The organism is Pseudomonas lini (assembly GCF_030812475.1).
GTDB classification, from domain to species: Bacteria; Pseudomonadota; Gammaproteobacteria; order Pseudomonadales; family Pseudomonadaceae; genus Aquipseudomonas; species Aquipseudomonas lini_A.
In genome coordinates this window covers 1-25,591 of the sequence record NZ_JAUSSR010000014.1, presented here as the reverse complement: position 1 = coordinate 25,591, position 25,591 = coordinate 1, and the positions used below count along the sequence as shown (strand labels likewise).

The following is a 25,591-nucleotide window of genomic DNA, read 5'->3' as shown; positions in this document are numbered from 1 at the left end:
ACTGAATGTGTAACCGCTCAATCCGAAACGGGGCATTGAGAAACGCAAAATCCCATTCCCGGGGCACTTCAGCGCCCTTGAAAAATAAGAACCAACGCTACGCTTGCCGGATTAGAAGGCTTTGCCAATAATAGGCCCGCAATTTGCAACTCTGATCGGTTCACTGTCTTTTGCTCTTGCATGAAATTGCAAGGCTGTCAACGCGCCCCAGCGGCTTTCTCGGTGCTTCTGTAATTTGTTGTCGCATTGAAGAAATATCGGCTTCGGGCCTGTCGTTAGAATGCCGATCACTCGCTCGTCGTTGCTCGCGTTGAAATCAGCGCGGGTTTCCCAGGACGCAGCATTGCTTTGCGGTTCCACTCATTCGCATATTGGGCTATCGCTCACTCTGCCGTTTTAGCCCTTTACCGATGGAGTCCCAAGATGAAGAAACTCGTGCTGCTTGGCGCCCTGGCACTGTCCGTGCTGTCCCTGCCGACTTTTGCTGATGAAAAACCGCTGAAAATCGGTATCGAAGCGGCTTACCCTCCGTTCGCTTCCAAAGCGCCGGACGGCAGCATCGTGGGGTTCGACTACGACATCGGCAACGCCCTGTGTGAAGAGATGAAGGTCAAGTGCACCTGGGTCGAACAAGAGTTCGACGGCCTGATCCCGGCCCTCAAGGTGCGCAAGATCGACGCGATCCTGTCGTCCATGTCGATCACCGAAGACCGCAAGAAGTCCGTGGACTTCACCAACAAGTATTACAACACCCCGGCACGCCTGGTGATGAAGGCCGGCACCCCGGTCAGCGACAGCCTGGCTGAGCTCAAGGGCAAGAACATCGGCGTGCAGCGCGGTTCGATCCACGAGCGTTTCGCTCGTGAAGTCCTGGCCCCGCTGGGTGCCGAGATCAAGCCTTACGGCTCGCAGAACGAAGTTTACCTCGACGTGGCGGCCGGTCGCCTCGACGGCACCGTGGCAGACGCGACCTTGCTCGATGACGGTTTCCTGAAAACCGACGCCGGCAAAGGCTTCGCGTTCGTTGGCCCGGCGTTCACCGACGAGAAGTACTTCGGCGACGGCATCGGCATTGCAGTACGCAAAGGCGACGCGCTGAAAGACAAGATCAACACCGCGATCACGGCCATTCGCGAGAGCGGCAAATACAAGCAAATCCAGGACAAGTACTTCGCCTTCGATATCTACGGCAAGTAATCCGCCCCGGCGACAAGTCCGAAATGGCGCAAGCAGCAGGATCTCTGAGGTTTGCGCCATTTTTTCATCCCCCTTTTCGAGGACCTGAATCATGTTGAAAGGCTACGGGGCTGTCATCCTCGATGGCGCATGGCTGACGCTTCAGCTCGCCTTGTCGTCCATGGTCCTGGCGATTGTTCTGGGTCTGATCGGCGTTGCGCTGCGTCTGTCCCCGATTCGCTGGCTGGCCTGGCTGGGCGACCTGTATTCCACGGTGATCCGCGGGATCCCCGACCTGGTGCTGATCCTGCTGATTTTCTACGGTGGCCAGGACCTGCTCAACCGCGTCGCACCGCTGCTCGGGTTTGACGAGTACATCGACCTCAACCCGTTGGCCGCCGGTATCGGCACCCTGGGCTTCATTTTCGGGGCGTACCTGTCGGAAACCTTCCGCGGCGCATTCATGGCGATTCCGAAAGGGCAGGCCGAAGCCGGCATGGCGTACGGCATGAGCAGTTTCCAGGTGTTCTTCCGGGTGCTGGTGCCGCAGATGATTCGCCTGGCGATTCCCGGTTTCACCAACAACTGGCTGGTCCTGACCAAGGCCACCGCGCTGATTTCGGTGGTGGGTCTGCAAGACATGATGTTCAAGGCCAAGCAGGCGGCAGATGCCACTCGCGAGCCTTTCACCTTCTTCCTCGCAGTGGCGGCGATGTACCTGGTGATCACCAGTGTCTCGTTGCTGGCATTGCGTCACCTTGAGAAGCGCTACTCGGTAGGCGTAAGGGCGGCTGATCTATGATCTTCGACTACAACGTCATTTGGGAGGCCTTGCCGCTGTACTTCGGCGGTTTGGTGACCACCCTCAAATTGCTCGCACTCTCACTGTTCTTCGGTCTGCTGTGCGCCTTGCCGCTGGGCTTGATGCGCGTCTCGAAGAACTCGGTCGTCAACTTGAGCGCCTGGGTCTACACCTATGTGATCCGTGGCACGCCGATGCTGGTGCAGCTATTTCTCATCTACTACGGGCTGGCGCAATTCGAGGCGGTGCGGGAAAGCTTCCTGTGGCCGTGGCTGTCCAGCGCCACGTTCTGTGCCTGCCTGGCCTTTGCCATCAACACCAGCGCCTACACCGCTGAAATCATCGCCGGCAGCCTGCGCGCCACACCCAATGGCGAGATCGAAGCGGCCAAAGCCATGGGCATGTCCCGCTACAAAATGTACAAGCGCATCCTGCTGCCATCGGCCCTGCGCCGGGCGCTGCCGCAGTACAGCAACGAAGTGATCATGATGCTGCAGACCACCAGCCTGGCCTCCATCGTGACCCTGATCGACATCACCGGTGCCGCGCGCACGGTCAACGCGCAGTTCTACCTGCCGTTCGAGGCTTACATCACGGCGGGTGTGTTCTACCTGTGCCTGACCTTCATTCTGGTGAAGCTGTTCAAACTGGCCGAGCGCCGCTGGCTGGGCTATCTGGCCCCGCGGAAGCACTGATATGGAACGCATCGACCATGCATTACCCTGGAGCAATCTGGGCAACGAACGCCAGATTTCGGTGTTCCGCTTCGGTGGTGGCGAGCGCAAGGCCTACATTCAGGCCAGCCTGCACGCCGATGAATTACCGGGGATGCGCACGGCCTGGGAGCTGAAAAAGCGCCTGGCCGAACTTGAAGCCCAAGGCTTGCTCAACGGTGTGATTGAACTGGTGCCGGTGGCCAACCCCATAGGGCTTGGCCAGCTGCTTCAGGGCAATCATCAAGGGCGTTTCGAGACGGGCAGTGGCAAGAATTTCAATCGCGATTTCGTCGAGCTGAGCGCGCCGGTAGCCGCCGAGCTGGATGGGCGCCTGGGGGATGATCCCCGCGCCAATATCCGCTTGATCCGCCAGGCCATGAGCGATCTGCTCGACGCCTTGCCGCCGGCCGCGAGTCAGTTGCAAGGCATGCAGCGCATCCTGCTCAGCCATGCCTGTACCGCCGACGTGGTGCTGGACCTGCATTGCGATACCGAGGCGGCGCTGCACATGTACGCCTTGCCGCAGCACTGGCCGCAGTGGCGGTCGCTCGCCGCGCACCTGGATGTGAAGGTGGGGTTGCTGGCGGAAGACTCCGGCGGCAGTTCCTTCGACGAAGCCTGTTCGCTGCCTTGGCTGCGCCTGTCGCGTCAGTTTCCGCAGGCACAGATTCCGCTGGCCTGCCTGGCGACGACCATTGAATTGGGTGGCCAGGCCGACACCGGCCGCGCAGAAGCACAAGCGTACGCCGAAGGCATCCTGGCATTCCTCGCCGAGCAGGGCCTGATCAACGGCGAATGGCCGAAACCTGCGCATGAGGCGTGCGAAGGCCTGCCGTTCGAAGGCACCGAATTGCTGTTCGCGCCGCACCCTGGGGTGATCAGCTTTTTGCGCACGCCTGGCGAATGGGTCGAAGCCGGCGACGAGATTTTCGAAGTGATCGATCCGTTATCGGATCGGGTCAGCACGGTGTGTGCTGGTACGTCCGGGGTGCTGTTTGCCATTGAACGGCTGCGTTATGCCCAACCCGGTTTCTGGCTGGCCAAGGTGGCGGGGCGCGAAGCGCTGCGTCACGGGCGCTTGCTCAACGACTGACTGACTGTTTTTGTGAGAACCGACCGCATGTACAAACTTGAAGTCCAAGACCTGCATAAACGCTATGGCAGTCACGAAGTGCTCAAGGGCGTGTCCCTGAAAGCGGCGGCTGGCGATGTGATCAGCATCATCGGCTCCAGTGGCTCCGGCAAAAGTACTTTCCTGCGCTGCATCAACCTGCTCGAGCAGCCTCACGCCGGCAAGATTCTGCTCAACAACGAAGAGCTGAAACTGGTGGCGAACAAGGACGGCGCGCTGAAGGCGGCCGACCCGAAACAGCTGCAACGCATGCGTTCGCGCCTGTCGATGGTGTTCCAGCATTTCAACCTGTGGTCGCACATGACCGCGCTGGAAAACATCATGGAAGCGCCGGTGCATGTACTGGGCATGTCCAAGGCCGAAGCCCGCGAGAAGGCCGAGCTCTACCTGAACAAGGTCGGCGTGGCACATCGCAAGGATGCTTACCCGGGCCACATGTCCGGCGGCGAGCAGCAGCGCGTGGCGATTGCCCGGGCGCTGGCGATGGAGCCCGAGGTGATGCTGTTCGACGAACCGACCTCGGCCCTCGACCCGGAACTGGTCGGCGACGTACTGAAGGTCATGCAGGCCTTGGCCCAGGAAGGTCGGACCATGGTGGTGGTGACGCACGAAATGGGCTTTGCCCGGGAAGTGTCGAACCAGTTGGTGTTCCTGCACAAAGGCGTCGTCGAAGAAAGCGGCAACCCGCGTGAGGTGCTGGTCAATCCACAGTCCGAGCGTTTGCAACAATTCCTCTCGGGCAGTCTGAAATAATCAGGGCTGCCGTTGTGCACCGCGATAGTGCATGCTCCTTGATTTAAAGGCTGCGCCCGATCCCCTGTAGGAGCCGGCTTGCCGGCGAAGGCGGTATGTCTGCGCCAGAGATGTAAACTGGCCCACCGCATTCGTTGGCAAGCCAGCTCCTACAGTTGGTTTTGAGATGTGCGTTCATTTACGGGCTAGCATTGACCCCGTGCCTTCATCACTGTTTTCGTTTTCGGATTGCCCGCCATGACTGCCCATCGAATTGGTTTCCTGATTTGGCCCAGCACTAAAGCATTGACGCTTGCGCTGGCTGAGGAGGCCTTGCGTGTTGCCCAGCGTGTGCATCCGGAAGTGGTCTACGAGCTGTCATTCCTGCAGGCCGAACCGCCGGCCGAAGGTGCCTGGCAATTGCCGGGTGAACCCTGGGCCGGCAAGCTCGAACACTTCCAGAAGCTGTTCCTGCTCGCCGATGAGCCGCCGACTGCGCTGGCGCCGGCACTCAGCAGTACGCTGAAACAACTGGTGCGCGCCGGTTGCGTGATCGGCGGTCTGTCGGCCGGTGTCTATCCGTTGGCCCAACTCGGTTTGCTCGACGGTTATCGCGCGGCGGTGCACTGGCGCTGGCAGGACGATTTCGCCGAACGCTTCCCGAAAGTCATCGCCACCAGTCATCTGTTCGACTGGGATCGCGATCGTCTGACCGCATGCGGCGGCTTGTCGGTGCTGGATCTGTTGCTGGCGGTGCTGGCCCGTGACCACGGTGCCGAACTGGCGGGCGCCGTCTCGGAAGAACTGGTGGTGGAGCGCATCCGCGAAGGCGGCGAGCGCCAGCGCATCCCCCTGCAGAATCGCCTCGGTTCCAGCCATCCGAAGCTCACCCAGGCGGTGTTGCTGATGGAAGCCAATATCGAAGAGCCGCTGACCACCGACGAAATCGCCCAGCACGTGTGCGTGTCCCGTCGACAGCTGGAGCGCATCTTCAAGCAATACCTCAACCGTGTGCCGAGCCAGTATTACCTGGAACTGCGCCTGAACAAGGCCCGGCAGATGTTGATGCAAACCAGCAAGTCGATCATCCAGATCGGCCTGTCGTGCGGCTTCTCCTCGGGGCCGCATTTCTCCAGCGCCTACCGCAACTTCTTCGGCGCCACGCCGCGGGAAGATCGCAATCAGCGGCGCAGCAGCAGTCCGTTCGAATTGTCGTCGGTGCCGTCGGAGCGCGGCTGATAAAGCGTGCTGCCTGGATGAACGCGTCGCCCTCTGGTTTTTCGTCGCAACGCCGCCCGGAGCAGGCTCGCACACAGAGATCCCTGTAAGAGCGAGCCAGCTCGCGATGGTCGTCAACGATAACGCTGCAAACCTGGCACCCCGTGGTGTTCTCAGGTTCATCGCGAGCAGGCTCGCTCCTACAGGGGACGGTGGTCGCTCGAACCTTGTCGGCAATGAAAATGCTTCCTGGCAACGCTGCCGCTAATCCCGTCGGCCAGTTAAACTGCGCCTTTGCGACGCTATTTGTCGCATTGCCGTAAACCCGGCTAAAACCGGGGTTTGCGCTATAAGAAGTTGTCGCTTGGCGGCAAGGCCGAGCTGAAAACTGTCCTTACAATCCTCACCAAGCTCGCCAGTTTCAGGCGGGTGTTCCTCTTCAGGAGACTCCGATGTCCGTTGAGCACGCTGCGGTACAACGCGCCGATTTCGACCAGGTAATGGTTCCCAACTACGCGCCTGCCGCATTTATTCCCGTGCGTGGTGCCGGTTCCCGCGTCTGGGACCAGTCTGGCCGCGAGCTGATCGACTTCGCCGGCGGGATCGCCGTGAACGTCCTGGGCCATGCGCACCCGGCGCTGGTCGGTGCCTTGACCGAGCAAGCGAACAAGCTGTGGCACGTGTCGAACGTATTCACCAATGAGCCGGCCCTGCGCCTGGCCCATAAGCTGATCAACGCGACCTTTGCCGAGCGCGCCTTCTTCTGCAACTCCGGCGCCGAAGCCAACGAGGCCGCGTTCAAGCTGGCCCGTCGCGTCGGTTTCGATCGGTTCGGCAGCGAGAAGTACGAAATCATCGCCGCGCTCAACAGCTTCCACGGTCGCACCCTGTTCACCGTGAACGTCGGTGGCCAGTCGAAGTACTCCGACGGTTTCGGTCCGAAAATCACCGGTATCACCCACGTGCCGTACAACGATCTGGCGGCGCTGAAAGCGGCCATTTCCGACAAGACCTGCGCCGTGGTACTGGAACCGATCCAGGGCGAGAGCGGCGTGATTCCGGCCGAACTCGAGTATCTGCAAGGCGCCCGTGACCTGTGCACCGCGCACAACGCGCTGTTGATTTTCGATGAAGTGCAGACCGGCATGGGCCGCAGCGGCAAGCTGTTCGCCTACCAGCATTACGGTGTGGTCCCGGACATCCTGACCAGCGCCAAGAGCCTGGGCGGCGGTTTCCCGATCGCGGCGATGCTGACCACCGAAGACCTGGCCAAACACCTGGTCGTCGGCACCCACGGCACCACCTACGGCGGCAACCCGCTGGCGTGTGCGGTCGCCGAAGCGGTGATCGACGTGGTCAACACCCCTGATGTGCTGGCCGGCGTCAACGCCAAACACGACAAGTTCAAGGCGCGCCTGCAACAGATTGGCGAGAAGTACGGCCTGTTCACCCAGGTCCGCGGTCTGGGCCTGTTGATTGGTTGCGTGCTGAACGATGCCTGGAAAGGCAAGGCCAAGGACATCTTCAACGCCGCTGAGAAAGAAGGCCTGATGATTCTGCAAGCCGGCCCGGACGTGATTCGTTTTGCGCCAAGCCTGGTGGTTGAAGATGCGGATATCGATGCCGGTCTGGACCGCTTCGAACGCGCTGCGGCGAAACTGACGCAAGCCTGATAGACCCTTCGACGCCTGGCTTTCGGGCGTCGAACCCAATTTTCATGCCGGGCCAGCCATGATGCACCACCCCCTGTAGGAGCTGGCTTGCCAGCGAAGAGGCCCGAGAGCCTTGCGGTGATCTATCGGCCGCCTTCGCTGGCAAGCCAGCTCCTACACAGGAGCCGCTTCAGGGCAACCCCGGTTTTTTTTCCCCCGTCGACCAATCGGGTCGACCTGTTTCTTGATTAAGGAGTGACACCATGCTGGTGATGCGCCCCGCGCAAATGGCTGATCTGGGCGAGGTACAGCGTCTGGCTGCGGACAGTCCGATTGGTGTCACTTCCTTGCCGGATGACGTTGAACGCCTGAGCGACAAGATCGCCGCGAGCGAAGCCTCGTTTGCCGCCGAAGTCAGCTTCAACGGCGAAGAGAGCTATTTCTTCGTCCTCGAAGACACCGCCACCGGCAAGCTGGTGGGTTGCTCGGCCATCGTTGCCTCGGCGGGTTATTCGGAGCCGTTCTACAGCTTTCGCAATGAAACCTTCGTGCACGCCTCCCGCGAGCTGAAGATTCATAACAAGATCCATGTGCTCTCCCAGTGCCACGACCTCACCGGCAACAGCCTGCTGACCAGTTTCTACGTGTTGCCGGAACTGGTGGGTTCGGCCTGGTCGGAACTGAACTCCCGTGGGCGCTTGCTGTTCGTGGCCAGCCATCCGGAGCGCTTTGCCGATTCGGTGGTGACCGAGATCGTCGGTTACAGCGACGAACATGGCGACTCGCCGTTCTGGGACGCTATCGGTCGCAACTTCTTCGACCTCAATTACGCCGAAGCGGAGCGTTTGTGCGGGCTCAAGAGCCGGACCTTCCTGGCCGAACTGATGCCGCATTATCCGATCTACGTGCCGCTGCTGCCGGACTCCGCGCAAGAAGCGATGGGCCAGGTGCACCCGCGGGCGCAGATCACCTTCGACATCCTGATGCGCGAAGGCTTCGAGACCGATCACTACATCGACATTTTCGACGGCGGCCCGACCTTGCATGCCCGCGTCTCGGGGATCCGTTCGATCGCCCAGAGCCGTGTGGTGCCGGTGAAAATCGGCGAGCCGGTCAAAGGTGCCGGGCGTCAGTACCTGGTGGCCAACGCCCAGTTGCAGGATTACCGCGCCGTATTGCTCGAGCTCGATTATGCGCCGGGCAAACCCGTGACCCTGGATCTGGAAGCCGCCGAAGCCCTGGGCGTCGGTGAAGGTGCCAGCGTGCGCCTGGTGGCGGTCTGACGACTGCTGCCCCGGCTGGAAAACAATGCTTGGAAAAGCAGCGAAGTTTCGCGGGTGGCGCAAGCGGCCCGTTTGAGGAGATAGCATGATCGTTCGTCCCGTACGCAGCAGCGATTTACCCGCTCTGATCGACCTGGCCCGCAGCACCGGCACCGGCCTGACCACCTTGCCGGCCAACGAAGAACGTCTGGCCCATCGGGTCGGCTGGGCCGAGAAGACCTTTCGCGGCGAAGCCGGGCGGGGCGATGCGGACTACCTGTTCGTGCTCGAAGACGACGACGCTCGCGTGGTGGGCATTTCTGCCATCGCCGGCGCCGTTGGCCTGCGTGAGCCCTGGTACAACTTCCGGGTCGGCCTGACGGTCAGTGCTTCCCAGGAACTGAATATCTATCGCGAAATCCCGACGCTGTTCCTGGCCAACGACCTCACCGGCAACTCCGAACTGTGTTCGCTGTTCCTGCACGCCGATTACCGCAGCGGCCTCAACGGTCGCATGCTGGCCAAGGCGCGGCTGCTGTTCATCGCCGAGTTCCCGCAACTGTTCGGCAACAAGATCATCGCCGAGATGCGCGGCATGTCCGACGAAGCCGGGCGTTCGCCGTTCTGGGAAAGCCTGGGCCGGCACTTCTTCAAGATGGAATTCAGCCAGGCCGATTACCTGACCGGTGTGGGCAACAAGGCGTTCATCGCCGAATTGATGCCGAAATTCCCGCTGTACACCTGCTTCCTGTCGCCAGACGCGCGCAACGTGATCGGCCAGGTTCACCCGGATACCGAGCCGGCGCTGTCGATGCTCAAGAGCGAAGGCTTCAGCTATCAAGGCTACGTCGACATCTTCGACGCCGGCCCCGCGGTGGAGTGCGAAACCGGCAAGATCCGTGCGATCCGCGAAAGCCAGGCGCTGGTCCTGGCCGTCGGTACCCCGGGTGACGACGCCACGCCTTTCCTGATTCACAACCGCAAGCGCGAGGACTGCCGGATCACGGCGGCGCCCGCACGCTTCGCCGCCGGAACCCTGGTGGTCGATCCACTGACCGCCAAACGTCTTCAACTCAACGCCGGCGATCAAGTGCGCGCCGTTCCGTTGTCCGCTGCCCGGGAGTCGAAATAATGAATTCGCTATACATCGCAGGTGAATGGCTGGCTGGCCAGGGTGAAGCCTTCCAGTCGCTGAACCCGGTGACCCAACAGGTGCTGTGGGAAGGCGAGGGCGCCACCACCGCCCAGGTCGAATCGGCCGTGCAAGCCGCGCGTCAGGCGTTTCCGGGCTGGGCCCGGCGCACCCTGGAAGAGCGCATCGCAGTGCTGGAGGCGTTTGCCGCCGCGTTGAAAAACCACGCCGATGAACTGGCGCGCACCATTGGCGAGGAAACCGGCAAGCCGCTGTGGGAAGCAACGACCGAAGTCACCAGCATGGTCAACAAGATTGCGATCTCGGTGCAGAGCTACCGCGAACGTACCGGCGAGAAGAGCGGCCCGCTGGGTGACGCCACCGCCGTACTGCGGCACAAGCCACACGGCGTGGTGGCGGTGTTCGGGCCTTACAACTTCCCTGGTCACTTGCCCAACGGTCACATCGTGCCGGCGCTGCTGGCCGGTAACAGCGTATTGTTCAAACCCAGCGAGCTGACGCCGAAAGTCGCCGAGCTGACGGTCAAATGCTGGATCGAAGCCGGCCTGCCGGCAGGCGTGTTGAACCTGCTGCAGGGTGCACGCGAAACCGGAATCGCCCTGGCGGCGAACCCGGGCATCGACGGCCTGTTCTTCACCGGTTCCAGCCGCACCGGCAATCATCTGCACCAGCAGTTTGCCGGCCGTCCGGACAAGATCCTCGCGCTGGAGATGGGCGGTAATAATCCGCTGGTGGTCGATGAAGTGGCTGATCTCGACGCCGCCGTCTACACCATCATCCAGTCGGCGTTCATTTCTGCCGGCCAGCGTTGCACCTGCGCCCGGCGCTTGCTGGTGCCACAAGGCGCCTGGGGCGACACGTTGCTGGCGCGTCTGGTAGCGGTCAGCGGGACGATTGAAGTCGGTGCATTCGATCAGCAACCGGCACCGTTCATGGGCTCGGTCATTTCCCTTGGCGCGGCGAAAGCCCTGATGGAAGCGCAAGAACATCTGCTGGCCAATGGCGCCGTGGCGCTGCTGGAAATGACCCAGCCGCAGGCCCAGGCCGCGTTGCTGACCCCGGGTATCCTGGACGTCACCGCGGTGGCCGATCGTCCTGACGAAGAGCTGTTCGGCCCGTTGCTGCAAGTGATCCGCTACGCTGATTTTGAAGCAGCGATCGCTGAAGCCAACGATACCGATTATGGCCTGGCGGCGGGTTTGCTGTCGGATTCCGAAGCGCGTTACCAGCAGTTCTGGCTGGAAAGTCGCGCGGGCATCGTCAACTGGAACAAACAGCTGACCGGTGCCGCGAGCAGCGCGCCATTCGGCGGCGTCGGCGCCTCGGGCAACCACCGCGCCAGTGCCTACTATGCGGCGGATTACTGCGCGTACCCGGTGGCCTCGCTGGAAACCCCGAGCCTGACTTTGCCAGCGACCCTGACGCCCGGCGTGAAAATGGCGTGATGCCCATTCGCGGGCAAGCCTCGCTCCTACAGGTTTTGTGTCGTTCACGTGAGCGGCGCACACCACAACCTGTAGGAGCGAGGCTTGCCCGCGATGGCCGCGACTCGGTCTTACTCAATTGTTACCTGATGCCATAACAAACCAGATTCTCGTGGAGCCTCGCTGATGAAATCCTATGAAGTCAATTTTGACGGTCTAGTGGGGCCGACCCATAACTACGGCGGCCTGTCCTACGGCAACGTCGCGTCCCAGAGCAACAGCCAGCAGTCCTCGAACCCGAAGGAAGCGGCGCTGCAAGGCCTGGCGAAAATGAAAGCACTGATGGAAATGGGCTTTCAGCAGGGCGTGCTGGCACCCCAGGAACGCCCTGACGTGGCCGCGCTGCGCCGCCTGGGTTTCAGCGGGACCGACGCGCAAGTGATCGAGCAAGCCGCCAAAGATGCCATGCCGTTGCTGGTTGCCAGTTGCTCGGCGTCGAGCATGTGGGTAGCCAACGCCGCCACGGTCAGCCCCAGTGCCGACACGGCAGACGGTCGCGTGCATTTCACCGCCGCCAACCTCAACTGCAAATATCACCGCAGCATCGAGCACCCGACTACCAGCCGCGTGCTGGGGGCGATGTTCGCGAACCAGCAACATTTCGCTCACCACACCGCATTGCCGGCCGTGGCGCAGTTCGGTGATGAAGGCGCCGCCAACCACACCCGTTTCTGCCGCGAATACGGCGAGGCCGGCGTCGAATTCTTCGTGTTCGGCCGCAGTGCGTTCGATACCCGTTACCCGGCGCCGCAGAAGTACCCGGCACGCCAGACCCTCGAAGCTTCCCAGGCAGTTGCCCGCCTGCACGGTTTGAGCGATGAAGGCGTGGTGTACGCCCAGCAAAACCCTTCGGTCATCGATCAGGGCGTGTTCCACAACGACGTGATCGCGGTGGGTAATGGCGAGGTGCTGTTCTATCACGAGGACGCGTTCCTCGACACCGAACAGATGCTGGCTGAACTGCAGGGAAAACTCGCCAAAGTCGGTGGGAAATTTCAGTCGATCTGCGTACCGCGTTCCGCGGTTACCGTGGAAGACGCGGTTCGTTCCTACTTGTTCAATAGCCAGCTGCTGACGCGTCCTGACGGCACCATGCTCTTGATCGTGCCGGAAGAATGCCGTGGCAACGAGCGGGTCTGGCAGTACCTGCAAGGTTTGACCAGCTCTGGCGGCCTGATCCGCGAAGTCAAGGTTTTCGACCTCAAGCAGAGCATGCAGAACGGCGGTGGACCGGCTTGCCTGCGGTTGCGCGTCGCGCTCAACGAAACCGAACTGGCAGCCGTCAACCAAGGCGTTATCATGACGGCACCGTTGTACGGCACGTTGACCGAATGGGTCGACAAGCACTACCGCGACCGCATGACCGAAAACGATCTCGCGGACCCGCAATTGCTGCTTGAGTGCCGGACGGCACTGGATGAACTGACGCAAATCCTTAAACTGGGCGCGGTTTATCCATTCCAGATCAATTGACAGTCGGCGCTGCATGCGCCGACTCACCTCCTTCAGAGAGCGTAAAAAAACATGAGCGATACCCTGCAGCTGATCCTTGAAGACACCGACGGCACGCAACTGGAAACGTCCTGCACCCGCGTCGCGGTCATGTGGCAAGGCAAAGAGCTGTGGATCCAGCAGGATGGCCGCGGCCAACTGCTGATCGGGGTGGACGTCGAAGAAGGTGACGCTGAATACGCCAACCTGCTGCTGCGCCCATTGGCAACTAATCTGGTAAGTCTGCAACTGGAAATGGAACCGGCCGAAGTCGGTGACGAAGACCACGTGCACGGCCCGGATTGCGCACACGACCACTAAGGAAGCCGCTTATGCTCGCCCTCGGCAAACTGCTTGAACTGACCCTCGCCGGCCGCGAACCGGCGGAGAAGACTCAACTGACTGTCGAAGGCGTGCGGATGCGCTGGTTGAGCGAGGGGGCGCTGGAAGTCCGGCCCCCCGAAGCCCGCGACAATGGCCTGGACCTGCTGCTGTCAGCCGGCATCCATGGCAACGAGACAGCGCCGATCGAGTTGCTCGACCGCCTGTTGCATGACATCGCCCGCGGAGACGTCAAACCGCGCGCACGTATTCTATTCCTGTTCGGCAATCCCGAAGCGATTCGCAAGGGCGAGCGCTTCGTCGAGCAGGACGTCAATCGGCTGTTCAACGGCCGACATGAACAAAGCAGCGGCTCCGAAGCCCTGCGCGCTTGTGAACTGGAGCGGCTGGCGGCCAGTTTCTTCAGCCTGCCGGATCGCAACCGCCTGCACTACGACCTGCACACGGCCATTCGTGGCTCGAAAATCGAGCAGTTCGCGTTGTACCCCTGGAAAGAAGGCCGTCAGCATTCTCGCCAGGAACTGGCTCGCCTGCGCGCCGCCGGCATGGAAGCGGTGCTGCTGCAGAACAAGCCGTCCATCGTTTTCAGTTCCTACACCTACGACAAGCTCGGTGCCGAGTCCTTCACCCTGGAGTTGGGCAAGGCGCGGCCGTTCGGGCAGAACGACGGGGTCAACATCGATCTGCTGGAAACCCGTCTCAAACAGATCATCGAAGGCAACGAACCGCCACTGACCGACGCGGCGCTGGACGGCCTGCAGTTGTTCAGCGTGGCGCGGGAAATCATCAAGCACAGCGATAGCTTCCGCCTGAACCTGCCGGCGGATATCGAGAACTTTTCGGAGTTGGAAGTGGGATATCTGCTGGCCGAAGACATCGCCCAGACCCGCTGGATCATCGAGGAAGAGGGCGCCCGGATCATCTTCCCGAACCCCAGGGTCAAGAACGGCCTGCGTGCCGGCATCCTGATCGTGCCGACGACCGACGAAAACCTGGCCTGACCGCGATCTCCGGCCGGACATAAACCCCCTGTAGGAGCGAGCTTGCTCGCGATGGTCGTCAACGATAACGCGGGGATCCTGAAACCCCGCGGCGTACCGAAGCCTATCGCGAGCAAGCTCGCTCCTACAGAGGGGCGCGGTGTTTAGACCGCTACCGCACGTGGCTCACTGCGACGCAACGCCCGCATCTTGTGCAACGTATCCGCACACGTCTTCGCCGCTTCCTGCCCCTTATGCACGAAATGCTCGAAGAAGAACTTGTGATGCAGTTCTTCACCGGCATGGAAATGGTGCGGGGTCAAAGACACCGAGAACACGGGCACTTCGGTTTCCAGCTGAACCTGCATCAGGCCGCTGACCACCGACTGGGCGACGAACTCGTGACGGTATATCCCGCCATCCACCACCAGGGCTGCGGCAACGATGCCGGCATAACGTCCGGTCTTGGCGAGTAACTTGGCGTGCAGCGGCATTTCAAACGCACCGCCGACTTCGAAGAAATCGATCTCCGATTCCTGGTAACCCTGAGCAATCATTTCGGCGACGAAGCCTTTACGGCTCTGGTCAACGATATCTTTGTGCCAGCAGGCCTGGATGAACGCAACGCGTTCGCCGTGATGGTTTTTGCTTTTGCTATCGATTGCGGTGGGTTGCATGTTCTGATTCCTGTTTGTGTAAAAAACAGGGCTTATGAATCGAATGGGATTTAAGGGTACGTACGCTCGCACGAATGCTGGCGGGCGGCCCTTTGGCGCCAATCCCGTTCTCTCTTCATCCGGACTATGACCGTCGGCCCCGGGATCACACCGGGTCTGCTGACCTTGTCGCCAATCACTGCCGAAGCCGTCACTGTCGCCAAGCGCTCGCGGGCTATGCACGTTGCGTGCAATTACCGCCGGTGGGGAGTTGCACCCCGCCCTGAGAACGTTGCGCCGCCAGATTATTTTGGCGGCGCAGCGTTTTTACCACATATTTCCGGGGCGTGCATGGCCAATACCGGTCAATCAAGATGCGATACCTGTGGGCGAGGGTTTGCTCGCGAAAGCGGTTTAATGTTCAGCGCAAATGTTGACTGTCAGTCCGCCTTCGCGAGCAAGCCCGCTCCCACATGGATTGTGCTTTCTCGAAGGAGTAACGCTTCTTTTCCTCTTTCAAGGGTTGATTATTAGTCGGTATGACCGCAGTAATCCCTACCTGAAAGGGATTTTCCCCTGCTTACCGAGGCCAGATTCATGAGCGTTATCGATCTTCGCAGCGACACCGTCACCCAACCGACCGCCGGGATGCTCCACGCAATGGCCACAGCGGCCACCGGTGACGACGTTTATGGCGAAGATCCGACGGTCAATCGTCTGGAAACCGAGTTGGCAAAACGGCTGGGTTTTGCGGCCGCACTGTTCGTGCCGACGGGCACCATGAGCAACCTGCTGGGCTTGATGGCGCATTGCGAGCGCGGTGACGAATACATTGTCGGCCAGCAAGCGCACACATATAAATACGAAGGTGGCGGTGCGGCGGTGCTGGGCTCGATCCAGCCGCAGCCACTGGAGGTGCGGGCCGACGGTTCGCTGGACCTGTCCCAGGTAGCCGCCGCGATCAAACCGGACGACTTCCATTTCGCCCGCACCCGTTTGCTCGCGCTGGAAAACACCATGCAAGGCAAGGTGTTGCCGCTGGAGTATCTGGCCCAGGCTCGGAACTTTACCCGGGAACAGGGCCTGGCCTTGCACCTGGATGGCGCGCGGTTGTACAACGCGGCGGTCAAGCTGGGCGTCGACGCCAGGGAAATCACCCGGCATTTCGATTCCGTGTCGGTCTGTCTGTCCAAAGGCCTGGGCGCGCCCGTCGGCTCTGTGCTCTGTGGTACGGTGGAGTTGATCGACAAGGCGCGACGCCTGCGCAAGATGGTCGGCGGCGGCATGCGTCAGGCCGGGATCCTGGCGGCAGCGGGGCTGTATGCGCTGGATCACAACGTTCAGCGGCTGGCCGACGATCACGCCAACGCCCAGATTCTGGCAGACGGCCTGCGAAAGGCCGGTTATGACGTCGAACCGGTGCAGACCAACATGGTGTACGTGCAGATGGGCGACAAGGCCGAGGCGATCAAAGCCTTCGCCGCCGAGCGCGGGATCAAGCTCAGTGCCGCAGGCCGCCTGAGAATGGTTACGCACATGGACGTCAGTCGCGTCCAGATCGGGCAGGTGGTCGCGACATTCGTCGAATTTTCGCGCAACTGACAACGTTAGCCGTCCAATTGACCGTTTCTATCGTATAAACACGCTGTACCCCGCGCGCAGGGCCGATATAATGCGGCCCTTTGCCGTCGCTTCGTCTGTTGACGTTTTGCACAGGCCTTTGGCCGCAGCCTCCGTGGAAGAACCTAATGAAAAGCGCAGAAATCCGTGAAGCCTTCCTTCGCTTCTTCGAAGAGCAAGGCCACACCCGTGTAGCCTCCAGCTCTTTGATTCCGGGCAACGACCCAACCCTGCTGTTCACCAACGCGGGGATGAACCAGTTCAAGGACTGCTTCCTGGGCCAGGAAAAGCGCGCGTACACCCGCGCCGTCTCGAGTCAGAAATGCGTGCGCGCCGGCGGCAAGCACAACGACCTGGAAAACGTCGGTTATACCGCCCGTCACCACACCTTCTTCGAAATGCTGGGTAACTTCAGCTTCGGTGATTATTTCAAGCGTGACGCGATCAGCTACGCCTGGAACTTCCTGACGTCCGAGAAGTGGCTGAACCTGCCGAAAGAAAAACTCTGGGTAACCGTCTACGCCAGCGATGACGAGGCCTATGACATCTGGACCAAGGACATCGGCGTTCCGGCCGAGCGCATGGTTCGCATCGGCGACAACAAAGGCGCGCCCTATGCGTCCGACAACTTCTGGACCATGGGCGATACCGGCCCGTGCGGTCCTTGCACCGAGATTTTCTACGATCACGGCGCCGATATCTGGGGTGGCCCGCCTGGCTCGCCGGAAGAAGACGGCGACCGTTACATCGAAATCTGGAACAACGTGTTCATGCAGTTCAACCGCACCGCCGATGGCGTGTTGCACCCGCTGCCCGCCCCGTCGGTCGACACCGGCATGGGCCTGGAGCGGATCAGTGCCGTGCTGCAGCACGTTCACTCGAACTATGAAATCGACCTGTTCCAGAGCCTGCTGAATGCATCGGCCAAGGCCATCGGCTGCACCAACGACAATCAGGCTTCCCTGAAAGTGGTGGCCGACCACATCCGTTCCTGCGGTTTCCTGATTGCCGACGGCGTGCTGCCGTCCAATGAAGGCCGCGGCTACGTGCTGCGCCGGATCATCCGTCGCGCCTGCCGTCACGGCAACAAGCTGGGCGCCAAGGGCAGCTTCTTCTACCAGATCGTTGCGGCGCTGGTCGCCGAGATGGGCGAAGCCTTCCCTGAGCTCAAATCCCAGCAGGCGCACATCGAGCGCGTGTTGAAAGCCGAAGAAGAGCAGTTCGCCAAGACCCTGGAGCAGGGCCTGAAAATCCTCGAGCAGGACCTGGCCGAACTCAAGGGCGACGTAGTGCCGGGCGACGTGGTGTTCAAGCTCTACGACACCTATGGCTTCCCGATGGACCTGACTGGCGACATCGCTCGCGAGCGCAGCCTGACCATCGACGAAGAAGGCTTCGAGCGCGAAATGGAAGCCCAGCGCGTCCGTGCCCGTTCCGCCAGTTCCTTCGGCATGGACTACAACAGTTTGGTCAAGGTTGACGTGGCCACCGAGTTCACCGGCTACAAAGCCACCAGCGGTTCGGCGAAAATCGTTGGCCTGTATAAGGATGGCCAGTCGGTCGACGTATTGAGCGAAGGCGAAGAGGGCGTGATCGTCCTCAACCAGACGCCATTCTATGCCGAGTCGGGTGGCCAGATCGGTGACTGCGGCTATCTGCAGGCCGGTGCTTCGCGCTTTGACGTGCGCGACACCACCAAGACCGGCGGTGCGTTCCTGCATCACGGCGTGCTGGCATCGGGCAGCCTGACCATCGGCGCGCCGGTGGAGACGCATGTGGATGCCGAAGTGCGTCACGCCACCTCGCTGAACCACTCGGCGACGCACTTGCTGCACGCCGCGTTGCGCCAGGTGCTGGGCGAACACGTGCAACAGAAAGGCTCGCTGGTCGACAGTCAGCGCCTGCGCTTCGACTTCAGCCATTTCGAGGCTATCAAGCCTGAGCAGCTGAAGGCGCTGGAAGACATTGTCAACGCCGAGATCCGCAAGAACTCCGCGGTTGAAACCGAAGAAACCGACATCGAAACCGCCAAGCAAAAAGGCGCCATGGCGCTGTTCGGTGAGAAGTACGGCGACAGCGTGCGCGTACTGAGCATGGGCGGCGATTTCTCCGTCGAGCTGTGCGGTGGTATCCACGTCAACCGTACCGGCGACATCGGCCTGCTGAAAATCATCAGCGAAGGCGGCGTGGCCTCCGGCGTGCGCCGTATCGAGGCAGTGACTGGCGCAGCAGCGCTGGGCTACTTGAACGCGGCTGAAGAACAACTCAAGGAAGCGGCCAACCTGGTCAAGGGCAGCCGCGACAATCTGATCGACAAGCTGTCGGCTGTGCTGGAGCGCAACCGCCTGCTGGAGAAGCAACTCGAGCAGTTGCAGGCCAAGGCTGCCAGCGCAGCGGGCGACGATCTGTCGGCCTCCGCCCTGGACGTCAAAGGCGTGAAAGTGCTGGCCGTGCGTCTGGACGGTCAGGATGGCAAGGCGCTGTTGGCGCTGGTCGATCAACTGAAAAACAAACTCGGCCGCGCAGTGATCCTGCTCGGCAGTGTCCATGAGGAAAAGGTCGTGCTGGTTGCAGGCGTGACCAAAGACCTGACTGGCCAACTCAAAGCCGGTGATTTGATGAAGCAAGCCGCTGCGGCAGTGGGCGGGAAGGGCGGTGGTCGTCCGGACATGGCGCAGGGTGGTGGTGTAGACGCCGGCGCACTGGATGCGGCATTGGCCCTGACTGTTCCCTTTGTAGAGCAGGGTTTATAAGGCAGCGTGTCCGGTCCGCAGTCTAGTGGCGGGCCGGCAGGCTGTTTGAGTGATTATTTGGGCGCCCTTCATGGGCAGAGGCGGCTTTGAAATGGCTTTGATCGTACAGAAATTTGGAGGCACCTCGGTCGGCACTGTCGAGAGAATCGAACAGGTCGCCGACAAGGTTAAGAAGTTCCGCGAAGCCGGCGATGACCTGGTGGTTGTGCTGTCAGCAATGAGCGGCGAGACCAACCGTCTGATCGATCTGGCAAAGAAAATCAGTGGCGACGGCCAACCGGTTCCCCGCGAGCTGGATGTGATCGTCTCCACCGGTGAGCAGGTGACGATCGCCTTGTTGGCCATGGCGCTGATCAAGCGTGGCGTGCCGGCGGTGTCCTACACCGGTAACCAGGTGCGGATTCTGACGGACAGCGCGCACAATAAAGCGCGTATCTTGCAGATTGACGACCAGAAGATTCGCGGTGACCTGAAGGCGGGTCGTGTAGTCGTTGTCGCCGGTTTCCAGGGCGTCGACGAACACGGCAACATCACCACCCTCGGTCGTGGCGGTTCCGACACCACCGGCGTGGCGCTGGCGGCAGCCCTGAAGGCTGACGAGTGCCAGATCTACACCGACGTCGACGGTGTCTATACCACCGACCCGCGTGTGGTATCCGTGGCTCAGCGACTGGACAAGATTACCTTCGAAGAGATGCTGGAAATGGCCAGCCTCGGTTCCAAGGTGTTGCAGATCCGTGCGGTCGAGTTCGCCGGCAAGTACAACGTTCCGCTGCGCGTACTGCACAGCTTCAAGGAGGGTCCGGGCACCCTCATTACTATCGATGAAGAGGAATCCATGGAACAGCCGATCATTTCCGGTATCGCTTTCAACCGCGATGAAGCCAAGCTGACCATCCGTGGCGTGCCAGACATCCCGGGCGTTGCCTTCAAGATTCTCGGCCCTATCAGCGCCGCGAACATCGAAGTCGACATGATCGTGCAGAACGTTGCGCACGATAACACCACCGACTTCACCTTCACCGTGCACCGCAACGACTACCAGGCGGCGCAGACCGTGCTGGAAAAAACCGCTGGCGAGCTGGGTGCCCGTGAAGTCATCGGCGACACCAAGATCGCCAAGGTGTCCATCGTCGGTGTTGGCATGCGCTCCCACGCAGGCGTCGCCAGTCGCATGTTCGAAGCACTGGCCATGGAAACAATCAACATCCAGATGATCTCGACCTCGGAAATCAAAGTCTCCGTAGTGATCGAAGAGAAGTACCTGGAACTGGCTGTGCGCGCGCTGCACACGGCTTTCGAACTGGACGCACCGGCCCGCCAGGGCGAGTGATGCGTTTGCCAGGGGGCGCGGTCTGACCGCGCCCTTTGTTTTTTCGAATGGCGCGACTCGAGCTGTTCTTTTGCTCGCGCTGGTCAATACTCAGGCATGTAGGGCTACGATCGCTCCGGTTGTAGGTCGGGTGCCTTTTTTTTGCAGACTGTTGTCCCTGAAATGAAATGCGTGAGGAGAAAGGTATGCTGATTCTGACTCGTCGGTGCGCAGAAAGCCTGATTATCGGTGATGGAGAAATCACCGTGACCGTGCTCGGCGTCAAAGGAAATCAAGTGCGTATCGGTGTCAACGCCCCGAAAGAGGTCGCGGTCCACCGTGAGGAAATTTACCTGCGTATAAAGAAAGAGAAGGACGAAGAACCAAGCCATTAATTTTTATCGTTTTTTATGTTTGCAAACGGGGAAGAAGCTGGTTAATATACGCCCCGTGTTGCGGAGAGCTGGCCGAGTGGCCGAAGGCGCTCCCCTGCTAAGGGAGTACACCTCAAAAGGGTGTCGGGGGTTCGAATCCCCCGTTCTCCGCCATTATTTGCGTAGTACGTTGTAATCTGGCTTTTTCGGTAAGTTGTTGAAATTACTAGAAAAAGTGTTTGACATAGAGATTAGACGGCCTATAATGCGCGGCAACAAATGCACTCGTAGCTCAGCTGGATAGAGTACTCGGCTACGAACCGAGCGGTCACAGGTTCGAATCCTGTCGAGTGCACCATTTAAGAGTTGTTTGCAGCAATGCGAATAACTTGGCTCCAACCAGTTGTGATCTGGTATAAAAACACAAATGCACTCGTAGCTCAGCTGGATAGAGTACTCGGCTACGAACCGAGCGGTCACAGGTTCGAATCCTGTCGAGTGCACCAAACACCAAAAAGCCTGCGTCTAACGCGGGCTTTTTGCTGTCTGGGTTTGGGCTTTTTCCCGTTGCATCCTCTCCCTCTGATTTGGCCTCTGCGCTACGACCTTGCCTTTGGGTCGTGACGGCTGCGCGTGCTCGAATTCATTCCCGATCTTCTCCGGTTATTGCCGGGGACGCTTTTGATGTCCTGTTGTCTCATGCGGGGGCGAAGCGTTGGTTGAGTCTTCAATGAGGAGCCTTCCAAAGGGGATCAGTGCATTTTTGGACGGTAGTGTGTTTTCTTTCAGGGATAAGTCGTCGCATTTTCATGGATCAGGACAGGGCTCAGGTTTATCTCGCAACCGCTTGTTTCCACCCGCGATTTTTTAACGTTTTAAACCGTCGGGCGGTGTATCATTGCGCCCGTCAGCCCCGCCGGGGCTTGTGGAATACCTCCATGGACTTACCCAGTAGTTACTCAGTAAACCGTTTTTCCAATCATGAATTGACTGATTGATCCTTCCGGCGCGCTCCGCAGCTGGGAGTGGAGTTCGCCTATGTCTGAAGTAGAAGTAAAGAAAACACAAGAAAGCCTGCAGGACCGCCTCGCTCAAGTCGTTGAGCTGTTGCAGCGTCAGCGGGTGGTCGAAGACCTGACTCATCGTCAGGAAGGTCCGCACCACGAGCGGGTCGAGAACCTGGTTCACAGGCAAAATCTCGTCGAGCTGCAGCGCAAGCTCGATGACCTGCACTCCGCCGACGTTGCCTACATCCTTGAAGCCTTGCCGCTGGACGATCGTCTGACGCTTTGGCAACTGGTCAAGGCCGATCGCGACGGCGACATCCTGCTTGAAGTATCCGATTCGGTTCGTGAAACCCTGATCGCCGACATGGATGATCACGAGCTCCTGGCTGCCGCCAAGGATATGGATGCTGACGAACTTGCGGACCTGGCTTCCGAGCTGCCGCGAGACGTCGTCCATGAGCTCATGGAAACCCTTGATAACCAGCAGCGTGAGCGTGTGCGGTCGGCCCTGTCCTATGACGAGGAGCAGGTGGGTGCGCTGATGGACTTCGAAATGGTGACGATCCGTGAGGACGTCAGTCTCGAAGTGGTCTTGCGCTACTTGCGTCGCCTCAAGGAGCTACCGGGTCACACGGACAAGTTGTTCGTGGTCGATTATGGCGGCGTGCTCAAGGGCGTGTTGCCAATCAAGCGTTTGCTGGTCAACGATCCGGAAAAACAGGTGGCTGACGTCATGGCCAGCGATCCGGTGAGTTTTCACCCGGATGAAGATGCCTACGATGCCGCCCAGGCGTTTGAACGATACGACTTGATCTCGGCACCTGTCGTCGACAAGAACGGCAAGTTGATCGGCCGTTTGACCATCGATGAAATGGTCGACCTGATCCGTGAAGAAAGCGAAAGCGAAGTACTCAACATGGCGGGTCTGCGCGAAGAAGAAGATATCTTCGCCTCGGTCTGGAAGTCCCTGCGCAACCGCTGGGCCTGGTTGGCTGTGAATCTGGTTACCGCCTTCGTCGCCTCCCGGGTGATCGGCCTGTTCGAAGGTTCCATCGAGAAGCTGGTGGCGCTCGCGGCATTGATGCCGATCGTGGCGGGTATCGGTGGCAACTCCGGCAACCAGACCATCACCATGATTGTTCGCGCCATGGCGCTGGACCAGGTGAGTACGGGCAATACTTCGCGTCTGATGCGCAAGGAATTGGCGGTAGGCCTGATCAATGGCCTGGTATGGGGGGGCGTGATCGGTGTCGTGGCCTACCTGCTTTATGGCAGCTGGTCCCTTGGCGTGGTAATGACCGCCGCCATGACGCTCAACCTGTTGCTTGCCGCCTTGATGGGGGTATTGATCCCTATGACCCTGGCGCGGCTTGGCCGTGATCCGGCGATGGGGGCCAGCGTGATGATCACCGCCATGACCGACAGCGGCGGCTTCTTCATCTTCCTGGGGTTGGCGACGATTTTCCTGCTCTGATTCCCCGCTTGGTTGCTGTTGGTGCTGTAGGAGCAAGCTTGCTCGCGATGGACGTTAACGATAATGCTTTCATTCTGAATAAACGCGTCGTCCTTGAGACCATCGCAAGCAAGCTTGCTCCTACAGCAACCAACCGAAACTACCCGCTGACTGGCGGGTTTTTTATGCGCGAATTTCAAGCAAAAAAAAGCCAGCGATTAAGCTGGCTTGGGACTTTCGTGATAAGTCAGGAAGCGTCCGCGGCCATTTCGGTGTCGTGGGCAATCAGCGAAACGAGAGCGTTCTGCTGGCGGTGGGAAAGCTGTCGGAAGCGTTGCAGCAATTCGCGCTCGTGCAATGACAGCTCCGGGCTGTCCAGGCGCATGCTCAGTTCTTCGCCCAAGGCGCCTTCCTGAATAAGGCTCTGCTCAAGTCGCGCGATGATTTCGGAGTTCATGCTGCGGTGATGATTGCGAGCCACCTCGGCAATGCGTTCACGCATTCCGTCTGGCAGACGTACGACGAACTTGTCAGCCGTACGGCTGGAATAAATTGCCTGTTTCAATGGGCGCATATATTTAACCGGTTAGTTCAGGGGAGCGGTTCTCGGGATTGGCCGCAGGATGTCTGATAGGACAAGCGCTCCGGCCAAATGTTCAACCTGAATCGATAGAGGCCCGCATCATGCCTCAAGATAGCCAGTTCATTGGCGTCAATTCTGTGACAAATATTGAACTGGATAAAGGCGTTCTGCCAGCACCTATTATCAGAAATGCGGACTGGTTGGAAAGTTTGACCTGTCAGCATCGCTGGCCGCGTCCGGTTGCCCGACGGGTGATGTCCAAAAGACATCAGAGGGGGGAAGTTTTGTGCGGATTCGTTCAACGTCCTTCTAATACAGGATAGTGGCAAATGGCCGATTTGCTAGGGTACGTCCGTACTGATAAGCAATTACAAGATGTATGGCGGTTTGCGTGGTTTGGTGCAGGCAGGCTGAATCCGCCAAGGAGGGCTGGGCGATCCTATGTAAGCCTCGGTGCCCATCCAATGACGAAGGCTGCGCCGGCGGGTTCATCAGGAGGATCTTGTTAGCGTAAAACGGGATCGAATTTGATTCTGCGCCCCGCTACCATCGCCGCCATAAACAATGTGCCAAATACGCCACAGGCAATGAGCGGCACGGTGATTATCTTGTCCTGGACCACTGAAAAATGAAAAATGCCGCACAGTAAAGTCAGGACGAAAAGTCCTGCTGCTGATTTGGACATGCTGTGCTCCTGATGGGTGGATTTAAAATACCAGGCGTTCTGAAGTGGGGGCTGGCAACAGGATCTTTTCCTGGCTCACGCCCTGGCCTGCAAAGCCGCGCTGATCGTTCATGACTGCCAGCTGCGGCGCTTTTTGTAGCTGGAGGTAGTGGGGCGTTCGATGGGCAACGGGATCAGTGCCGTTCTCGGGAGCAAAATGAAAACCCAGCAGGACGGCCAGGGCGATCGCGTTCGAGAGTAATAGGGCGCTGTTCATGAGGGCTGACCTCCGTTGTTCTACAAAGGAACTGAAGCAGCCGGCATGCCAAGACTCAATTGGTTATTAAATTCAATAAAATCAAAGATATAGAGTAAATTTTTACGCCGCGTATCTTGCATTTTGCAATGATGGCTTTTTGAGGTGATGCAATTTGCACGGTCAGCGATGCCGCTCGGCATGAAGTATCTGCCTACACTTAAAAAGCCTACGGACGACATGACAAAAGCAGGCCTGGCCGTTAACATGCTCGCCGTCCCTAGCGCCGCGTAAGCGGGGCGACTCGTGTCTCAGTAGCTCAATTGGATAGAGCATCCCCCTCCTAAGGGGAAGGTTGGCAGTTCGAACCTGCCCTGGGACACCATATTCAAAGAAGCAAATTCGTATACGTCCTCAAAAGCTTCGTGGCTGGTGGGGTAGGTATTTGCTTCTGGCATGGAAAGCTCCGTTCAGGAATTCAATTCTGGCGGGGCTTTTTTGTTTTTGGCCGCAGGCATCGCGAATGCGTTAAAGGCATGCTTTCGAGCTTTAGAGAATCCACCTATATAGAAGAGCCGTTTTCCTTGCCGTGTCGAGGCTGGTCGGGTCTGCTTTCCGGGCTTGGGCAAGTTATTGAAAGGAAAGCTGAATTAACGCTTGACGGCAAATCCTGAGTGTCTATAATTCGCCCCACTTCCGGCGCAGTCGAAACGGAAAACTCCTTGGTAAACAAAGAGTTACGCAGTTTTCGACAGCGGTTACGCTTCAGTTCA

Annotated in this window: 23 protein-coding genes, 4 tRNA genes and 1 riboswitch; of the genes, 22 read left to right on the top strand and 5 right to left on the bottom strand. The window is 59.6% G+C overall.

What is annotated here, in order from left to right; genetic code table 11:
• The first annotated feature begins 423 nt into the window (after positions 1-423).
• The 13 genes from J2W17_RS24225 to astE all read left to right on the top strand — a co-directional run bounded on the left by J2W17_RS24225 (position 424) and on the right by astE (position 14,161).
• Entirely contained in the window at positions 424-1,197 is a 774-nt protein-coding gene (locus J2W17_RS24225) for an ABC transporter substrate-binding protein (RefSeq protein WP_307340536.1), read from the top strand.
• 91 nt (positions 1,198-1,288) lie between these two features.
• Positions 1,289-1,978 (top strand): ABC transporter permease, encoded by a 690-nt coding sequence (locus tag J2W17_RS24220; protein ID WP_033056744.1) that lies wholly within the window; start codon positions 1,289-1,291, stop codon positions 1,976-1,978.
• Positions 1,975-2,673: an ABC transporter permease gene (locus tag J2W17_RS24215; protein WP_307340531.1), complete on the top strand. Its 699-nt coding sequence runs from the start codon at positions 1,975-1,977 to the stop codon at positions 2,671-2,673. The genes J2W17_RS24220 and J2W17_RS24215 overlap by 4 nt, the downstream gene beginning before the upstream one ends.
• A gap of 1 nt (position 2,674) precedes the next feature.
• On the top strand, positions 2,675-3,787 hold the full coding sequence (locus J2W17_RS24210) for a M14 family metallopeptidase (protein ID WP_307340528.1): 1,113 nt from the start codon (positions 2,675-2,677) through the stop codon (positions 3,785-3,787).
• A gap of 27 nt (positions 3,788-3,814) precedes the next feature.
• Positions 3,815-4,579: an ABC transporter ATP-binding protein gene (locus J2W17_RS24205; RefSeq protein ID WP_150797593.1), complete on the top strand. Its 765-nt coding sequence runs from the start codon at positions 3,815-3,817 to the stop codon at positions 4,577-4,579.
• 237 nt (positions 4,580-4,816) lie between these two features.
• Positions 4,817-5,797: a transcriptional regulator ArgR gene (gene argR / locus J2W17_RS24200; RefSeq protein ID WP_307340524.1), complete on the top strand. Its 981-nt coding sequence runs from the start codon at positions 4,817-4,819 to the stop codon at positions 5,795-5,797.
• A 431-nt stretch (positions 5,798-6,228) separates the two neighbouring features.
• Positions 6,229-7,449, top strand: coding sequence for an aspartate aminotransferase family protein (locus tag J2W17_RS24195; protein ID WP_307340521.1), 1,221 nt, complete (start codon positions 6,229-6,231; stop codon positions 7,447-7,449).
• A 242-nt stretch (positions 7,450-7,691) separates the two neighbouring features.
• The gene (gene aruF, locus J2W17_RS24190) at positions 7,692-8,711 is read left to right on the top strand and encodes an arginine/ornithine succinyltransferase subunit alpha (protein ID WP_064676247.1); all 1,020 of its coding nucleotides are present in this window, start codon (positions 7,692-7,694) and stop codon (positions 8,709-8,711) included.
• 85 nt (positions 8,712-8,796) lie between these two features.
• Positions 8,797-9,822: an arginine N-succinyltransferase gene (gene astA / locus J2W17_RS24185; protein ID WP_307340515.1), complete on the top strand. Its 1,026-nt coding sequence runs from the start codon at positions 8,797-8,799 to the stop codon at positions 9,820-9,822.
• Positions 9,819-11,288, top strand: coding sequence for a succinylglutamate-semialdehyde dehydrogenase (astD, locus tag J2W17_RS24180; RefSeq protein WP_307341018.1), 1,470 nt, complete (start codon positions 9,819-9,821; stop codon positions 11,286-11,288). The genes astA and astD overlap by 4 nt, the downstream gene beginning before the upstream one ends.
• Positions 11,289-11,453: 165 nt before the next feature.
• On the top strand, positions 11,454-12,800 hold the full coding sequence (gene astB / locus J2W17_RS24175; protein WP_307340512.1) for an N-succinylarginine dihydrolase: 1,347 nt from the start codon (positions 11,454-11,456) through the stop codon (positions 12,798-12,800).
• A gap of 51 nt (positions 12,801-12,851) precedes the next feature.
• On the top strand, positions 12,852-13,139 hold the full coding sequence (locus J2W17_RS24170) for a hypothetical protein (protein ID WP_033056735.1): 288 nt from the start codon (positions 12,852-12,854) through the stop codon (positions 13,137-13,139).
• An 11-nt stretch (positions 13,140-13,150) separates the two neighbouring features.
• Positions 13,151-14,161 carry a succinylglutamate desuccinylase gene (gene astE, locus J2W17_RS24165; RefSeq protein ID WP_307340504.1) on the top strand — a complete coding sequence of 337 codons (1,011 nt, stop codon included), beginning with the start codon at positions 13,151-13,153 and terminating at the stop codon, positions 14,159-14,161.
• A gap of 143 nt (positions 14,162-14,304) precedes the next feature.
• On the opposite strand, the gene J2W17_RS24160 is transcribed toward astE, so the two are convergent.
• Positions 14,305-14,817, bottom strand: a complete 513-nt coding sequence (locus J2W17_RS24160; RefSeq protein WP_150768089.1) for a 6,7-dimethyl-8-ribityllumazine synthase — start codon at positions 14,815-14,817, stop codon at positions 14,305-14,307.
• A 102-nt stretch (positions 14,818-14,919) separates the two neighbouring features.
• Positions 14,920-15,091, bottom strand: a riboswitch (FMN riboswitch).
• Between the two features lie 302 nt (positions 15,092-15,393).
• Between J2W17_RS24160 and ltaE the strand changes: the two genes are divergently transcribed.
• The 8 genes from ltaE (at position 15,394) to mgtE (ending at position 23,336) form a co-directional block, all read left to right on the top strand.
• The gene (gene ltaE / locus J2W17_RS24155; RefSeq protein WP_307340500.1) at positions 15,394-16,398 is read left to right on the top strand and encodes a low-specificity L-threonine aldolase; all 1,005 of its coding nucleotides are present in this window, start codon (positions 15,394-15,396) and stop codon (positions 16,396-16,398) included.
• Positions 16,399-16,544: 146 nt separating this feature from the next.
• The gene (gene alaS / locus J2W17_RS24150) at positions 16,545-19,169 is read left to right on the top strand and encodes an alanine--tRNA ligase (RefSeq protein ID WP_307340497.1); all 2,625 of its coding nucleotides are present in this window, start codon (positions 16,545-16,547) and stop codon (positions 19,167-19,169) included.
• Positions 19,170-19,260: 91 nt separating this feature from the next.
• Positions 19,261-20,502, top strand: coding sequence for an aspartate kinase (locus tag J2W17_RS24145; protein ID WP_307340494.1), 1,242 nt, complete (start codon positions 19,261-19,263; stop codon positions 20,500-20,502).
• 185 nt (positions 20,503-20,687) lie between these two features.
• Complete coding sequence (csrA, locus tag J2W17_RS24140; protein WP_002554426.1) at positions 20,688-20,876, top strand: carbon storage regulator CsrA; 189 nt, start codon at positions 20,688-20,690, stop codon at positions 20,874-20,876.
• A gap of 62 nt (positions 20,877-20,938) precedes the next feature.
• Positions 20,939-21,029, top strand: a tRNA-Ser gene (locus tag J2W17_RS24135).
• A gap of 107 nt (positions 21,030-21,136) precedes the next feature.
• Positions 21,137-21,213, top strand: a tRNA-Arg gene (locus J2W17_RS24130).
• Between the two features lie 71 nt (positions 21,214-21,284).
• Positions 21,285-21,361, top strand: a tRNA-Arg gene (locus J2W17_RS24125).
• Positions 21,362-21,893: 532 nt separating this feature from the next.
• The gene (gene mgtE, locus J2W17_RS24120) at positions 21,894-23,336 is read left to right on the top strand and encodes a magnesium transporter (protein WP_307340490.1); all 1,443 of its coding nucleotides are present in this window, start codon (positions 21,894-21,896) and stop codon (positions 23,334-23,336) included.
• A gap of 226 nt (positions 23,337-23,562) precedes the next feature.
• Here mgtE and J2W17_RS24115 read toward each other — a convergent pair whose 3' ends face one another.
• The 3 genes from J2W17_RS24115 to J2W17_RS24105 all read right to left on the bottom strand — a co-directional run bounded on the left by J2W17_RS24115 (position 23,563) and on the right by J2W17_RS24105 (position 24,839).
• Positions 23,563-23,889 (bottom strand): Arc family DNA-binding protein, encoded by a 327-nt coding sequence (locus tag J2W17_RS24115; RefSeq protein ID WP_023966649.1) that lies wholly within the window; start codon positions 23,887-23,889, stop codon positions 23,563-23,565.
• A gap of 514 nt (positions 23,890-24,403) precedes the next feature.
• A complete protein-coding gene (locus tag J2W17_RS24110; RefSeq protein ID WP_307340483.1) occupies positions 24,404-24,583 on the bottom strand; it encodes a PA3371 family protein in 180 nt (59 codons plus the stop codon).
• Between the two features lie 22 nt (positions 24,584-24,605).
• Entirely contained in the window at positions 24,606-24,839 is a 234-nt protein-coding gene (locus J2W17_RS24105) for a hypothetical protein (RefSeq protein WP_307340480.1), read from the bottom strand.
• A 287-nt stretch (positions 24,840-25,126) separates the two neighbouring features.
• On the opposite strand from J2W17_RS24105, the gene J2W17_RS24100 reads away from it, so the two are divergent.
• Positions 25,127-25,203 (top strand) — tRNA-Arg (locus tag J2W17_RS24100).
• A gap of 177 nt (positions 25,204-25,380) precedes the next feature.
• Here the strand turns inward: J2W17_RS24100 and J2W17_RS24095 are convergent.
• The coding region (locus tag J2W17_RS24095) for a hypothetical protein (RefSeq protein WP_307340477.1) at positions 25,381-25,591 on the bottom strand (211 nt) is incomplete at its 5' end.